Origin of the sequence: Hydrocoleum sp. CS-953, assembly GCF_002260545.1 — a bacterium.
Taxonomy (GTDB): domain Bacteria; phylum Cyanobacteriota; class Cyanobacteriia; order Cyanobacteriales; family Microcoleaceae; genus Trichodesmium.
Genome location: NZ_LGSU01000818.1, coordinates 1 through 4,847 on the forward strand (window position 1 = coordinate 1; position 4,847 = coordinate 4,847).

At 40.1% G+C, this 4,847-nt stretch carries 4 protein-coding genes; 1 reads left to right on the forward strand and 3 read right to left on the reverse strand.

Annotated elements, in window-relative coordinates; all coding sequences use genetic code 11:
* Positions 1-186 precede the first annotated feature (186 nt).
* Positions 187-786 carry a DUF4126 domain-containing protein gene (locus tag AFK68_RS10310; protein WP_094672627.1) on the forward strand — a complete coding sequence of 200 codons (600 nt, stop codon included), beginning with the start codon at positions 187-189 and terminating at the stop codon, positions 784-786.
* Between the two features lie 188 nt (positions 787-974).
* On the opposite strand, the gene AFK68_RS10315 is transcribed toward AFK68_RS10310, so the two are convergent.
* The 3 genes from AFK68_RS10315 to AFK68_RS10330 form a co-directional block, all read right to left on the reverse strand.
* Positions 975-1,205, reverse strand: coding sequence for a WD40 repeat domain-containing protein (locus tag AFK68_RS10315; RefSeq protein WP_094672631.1), 231 nt, complete (start codon positions 1,203-1,205; stop codon positions 975-977).
* Positions 1,206-1,262: 57 nt separating this feature from the next.
* A partial coding sequence (locus tag AFK68_RS10320; RefSeq protein ID WP_210407341.1) for a hypothetical protein occupies positions 1,263-1,976 on the reverse strand: 714 nt, incomplete at its 5' end.
* Positions 1,977-2,329: 353 nt separating this feature from the next.
* The gene (locus AFK68_RS10330) at positions 2,330-4,633 is read right to left on the reverse strand and encodes a WD40 repeat domain-containing protein (RefSeq protein WP_094672630.1); all 2,304 of its coding nucleotides are present in this window, start codon (positions 4,631-4,633) and stop codon (positions 2,330-2,332) included.
* Positions 4,634-4,847: the final 214 nt, after the last annotated feature.

Consider the following 4,847-nt stretch of genomic DNA (forward strand, 5'->3'; position numbering starts at 1 on the left):
ATATTTAGTTGATAAATAGCCTGAAAAATTAATAGCCAAATCTAATTTTGATAATATATATTCATACATCTGTAATTAACAGAGAAAGGATTGAAGTAATTAATAATTCTTAAATAATCATCAGCAAACTGATAGATTTTGACAAAAAAATTAACAGTTTTTATGAAGAGAAACTAGGAGAAAAATATGGAAACTCTATTAGGTATTTGTCTAGGTGTGGGGTTAAGTGCAGCTTGTGGGTTTCGCATATTTGTGCCTCCACTGGTGATGAGTATTGCAGCACAGTCAGGACATTTACAACTGTCTGATGATTTTATTTGGATGGGTACTCCGGGAGCAACGGTTGCTTTTGGAGTAGGTGCATTTGTGGAAGTTGCTGCTTATTACATTCCTTGGGTGGATGAGTTATTAGATATTATTGCCACACCAACAGCAGTCGTTGCGGGTACGATAATTACAGGTTCATTTGTCAGCGACATGAGTCCAATGCTACAGTGGACGATCGCTGTGATTGTAGGTGGAGGATCTGCGGGAACGGTGCAAGGTTTAACAGACGTTACCAGGTTAGCTTCTACTGCTCTGACAGGAGGGTTTGCAAATCCTGGAGTTTCGACAATGGAGTTACTTAGTTCCACAGTATTGTCGATGTTAGCGATTTCTGTACCACTTTTAGCCGCTGTCGTAGTATTTGTAGTGATTGGGTTGCTATTATCAGGAGTTAAAGCTTTGCATCGTAAATTGAGGCAAAGAAATAATACAGAAATACCACCGACTGAGATTGAATAAATGAATGATAACCCCGTAGGGAAGTTGCATGCAACTTCCCTACTTTCTGGTCTACTGACAATGAAAAGCGCTGTAAACCCGGTTTCTTATTTAGGTGCGTAAGTTCTCATATTCACCCCACCATCCACATTTAATCGATACTATTATTAAATGGTTGAGAAAAGAAATATTAGAAGCTTAGAAAATTTTTATTCCAAGTCACAAATACGGCAGTCTTCTTCTTCTACATTGGGGTTATTTTTCAAATAGTCATGCACCGAGTCGCAACTATGCTTAAGTAAGTCATCAAGATTAAATTTCCAGAGTTTGACTGTGCTGTCAGCACCAGCAGAAGCAATTAACTTTCCATCCGGACTAAAAGCTATACTGATGACTTTATATCCATGTAGAGTAGTTACTAAATTACCAATAACTGTCAGTCAAAACTTGGGCAAAAGAATTATCTTTTTTTTAAGTTGTTGCTGAATATTTAAGACTTATCGACGGGGAACTATCTGATGTTTAATTTCTTCAGGCGAGATAACTTTACCATACATTTTGACATCTACAGAATCTATTGAAATGCCTTGAGAAGTTTGATTTGTGAGATTTACAAGTTCTGACCACTTACACATTCTTAGGTTTCCGCGACAGCCATAAGGCTGGTGGCAGTTTACAATAAACTCAGTAGGTGATGTAAAACCTATTAATGTTTGATAGCTTACATCTTGACCTGGTATTTCTTCTGAACGGCGACAATATAAATCACTATCACTATGATTTTTTAGTAACCGCTCGGTACTTAAATCAATAATTAGTAAACTTGTTGCATGCTCAGTTTCACCAAAGTCATAATTAGCTCTAACAGCAAGAAAACGACCATCTGGAGAAAAAGATATAGGTATTAAGTTAACTAAAGCATAAGAGGTGAGTTCCCTATCTAAGAAGGCAGCAAATTTAGTATTTATATCTATATCTATAGTTTTCTCTTGTCGTGCGGATTCAATTACCAGGTTTATAGAAGGAGTCTGGAATATTCTAGCACAACCAAAACGGAGGGAATATTCGTCTGAACCTAAACGACGAAAAATAGTATTAAAATAAACAGATTTATTACCATCTGGAGAAGCTAATTTTCTAGAGCGATAAGAAATTTCTTCGGTTTGAGAACAATTACTTGAATTTATCAAAATACCCCCTGGTGCAAAAATNAGCTAATTTTCTAGAGCGATAAGAAATTTCTTCGGTTTGAGAACAATTACTTGAATTTATCAAAATACCCCCTGGTGCAAAAATCGTATTTTGACTTAAGACTCGCTCTATATACATTGCAAATCCTAGTAAAGCAGTAATGGAAATAAGAGTTGTTAACTTACTTAAAAATTGTTTCATACTAAATCCGGTTGAGATAGAAGCTTTATGATAAAGGTAAGGCAAAAGGCTTTAGTTGTCTAGAGTAGTTAGTGTAGGTTGGGTTGCTGCGATTCGTTAGGACAAAGAGGCCAAGATTGCAACATCACCCTTTAACCATTGGTTAAAAACTCATCACTTATCGATACTTTCTCTAATTTTGGCTAGATTCTACACTATCGATCCAATCCTGATGTCCCTCTAGGGTTTTCAGCAGTGTGCCGTCTAGTTTCCAGAGTTTAACTGTGCCGTCATAACTAGCAGTAGCAATTAACTCTCCATCGGGATTAAATTCTGCACTGATGACCCAATCCTGATGCCCTTCTAGAGTTGTCACCAGTGTACCGTCTGGTTTCCACAGCTTGACTGTCTTGTCTTCACTTGCAGTAGCAATCAATTCTCCATCGGGGCTAAAGACTACATCCCAGACCGAAGCTTGATGCCCTTCTAGAGTTGTCAGCAGTGTACCGTCTGCTTTCCACAGTTTGACTGTGCCGTCATAACTAGCAATAGCAATCAATTCTCCATCGGGACTAAATTCTACACTGATGACCCAATCCTGATGCCCTTCTAGAGTTGTCAGCAGTGTACCGTCTGGTTTCCACAGTTTGACTATCTGGTCTTCACTTACAGTAGCAATCAACTCTCCATCGGGGCTAAAGGCTACATTCGTGACCCCATCATCATGCACTTCTAGGGTGTTCAGCAGAGCGCCGTCTGGTTTCCACAGTTTGACTGTGCCGTCATAACTAGCAGTAGCAATCAATTCTCCATCGGGGCTAAAAGCTACAGCATTGATCGAACCTTGATGCCCTTCTAGATTTGTCAGCAGTGTACCATCTGGTTTCCACAGTTTGACTGTGCCGTCATAACTAACAGTAGCAATTAACTCTCCATTAGGACTAAATTCTGCACGGATGACCCCATGTTCCAGTCCTTCTAGAGTTGTCAGCAGTGTACCATCTGGTTTCCACAATTTCACTGTCTTGTCAGCACTAGCAGTAGCAATTAACTCTCCATCGGGATTAAATTCCGCACTGATGACCCAATCCTGATGCCCTTCTAGAGTTGTCAGCAGTGTACCATCTGGTTTCCACAATTTCACTGTCTTATCATTACTAGCAGTAGCAATTAACTCTCCATCGGGGCTAAATGCTGCACTGTTAATCCCACGATCATACTCTTCTAGGGTGTTCACCAGAGTGCCGTCTGGTTTCCACAGTTTGACTTTAGTGCCAATTGAAGAAGCAATTAACTCTCCATCGGGGCTAAAAGCTACAGCATTGAAATATGAACCAAAGACTCCATCCGCCCAAAACGAATGATGCCCTTCTAAGGTGTTCACCAGAGTACCGTCTGGTTTCCACAGTTTCACTTGGGTGCAAATTGAAGAAGCAATCAATTCTCCATCGGGGCTAAAGGCTATAGCTAGCCAACCCATCTCCTCTAGGTTGTTGACTAGAGTGCCGTCTGTTTTCCACAGTTTTGTTGTGCCACCATAATCAACAACAGAAGCAATCAAGTTTCCATCAGGGCTAAAGGCTACAGCTATGACTTGAGAATCATGCTCTTCTAGGGTTGCCACCAGGGTACCGTCTGGTTTCCACAGTTTCACTTGGGTGCCAACTCCAGTAGCAATCAATTCTCCATCCGGGCTGAAGGCTATAGCACCGATCGAACCTTCATGTCCTTCTAGGGTGTTCATCAGAGTGCCGTCTGGTTTCCACAGTTTCACTGTCTTGTCAGCACTAGCAGTAGCAATCAATTCTCCATCAGGGCTAAAGGCTACATTCCTGACCGAACCTTGATGCGCTTCTAAGGTTTTCACCAGAGTGCCATTTGGTTTCCACAGTTTTACTGTCTTGTCTTCACTTGCAGTAACAATCAACTCTCCATTGGGGCTAAAGGCCACATCCCAGACTACATCCTGATGCCCTTCTAAGGTTTTCACCAGAGTGCCATCTGGTTTCCACAGTTTCACTTGGGTGCCAATTGAAGAAGCAATCAATTTTCCATCGGGGCTAAAAGCTACAGCATTGACCTTATCCTGGGGATACTTTCTCATGCGGAGAGTGTGCCGTAAGTAGCTATTCTGGGGACGCCTTACCATCATGTTAGACTTCTGCCAGTCGGTCATTTTTGCCAATATTCCTGTTGTTTTCAAGAGAATATCAGGTTTGAGTTGGCCAATATTTGGCAACTCCTCTAATTTTTCCCCACATTTGATGGCATCTAACTGTGTCTCTAACCTTTGCTCAAAGAGAGTTTCTAAGTTAGCAATGTTAGGTTTGATCTCAGCATTGTTCTCACCAAGAAGAGTCCTAAGTCTTTGAATCTCTGTTAACATACCTGCCCCAGAAACTATAACCAAGGTAGCTCCCATCCCTAAAAGGGTTATTTGCTGTCGGTGCTGTTGTTGTTTTTGTTGGCGCTCGATACTTTCTCTAATTTTATTCATAATCAATTTTTTAGTAGTTAACGCAGCAAAGCTAATTTTAGGATTTAGAAATTTACTTCTGAAAAATTTGATTTTGACAATTGTCTTTCTACAGTTCTAAACTCTATTTTTTTCGGAAAAATTTTGAGTTTGATAAATTTGCGACCTAGGAAATTTTGACTCTTTTAATGCTTTGACTGATTCGATTAAACCTCCTATTTCATGTAATGTATAA

Excerpts from the sequence above, each read along its gene's own strand:
- AFK68_RS10310 (WP_094672627.1), top strand. The coding sequence starts at position 187 with ATGGAAACTCTATTAGGTATTTGTCTAGGTGTGGGGTTAAGTGCAGCT.
- AFK68_RS10330 (WP_094672630.1), bottom strand. The coding sequence starts at position 4,633 with ATGAATAAAATTAGAGAAAGTATCGAGCGCCAACAAAAACAACAACAG.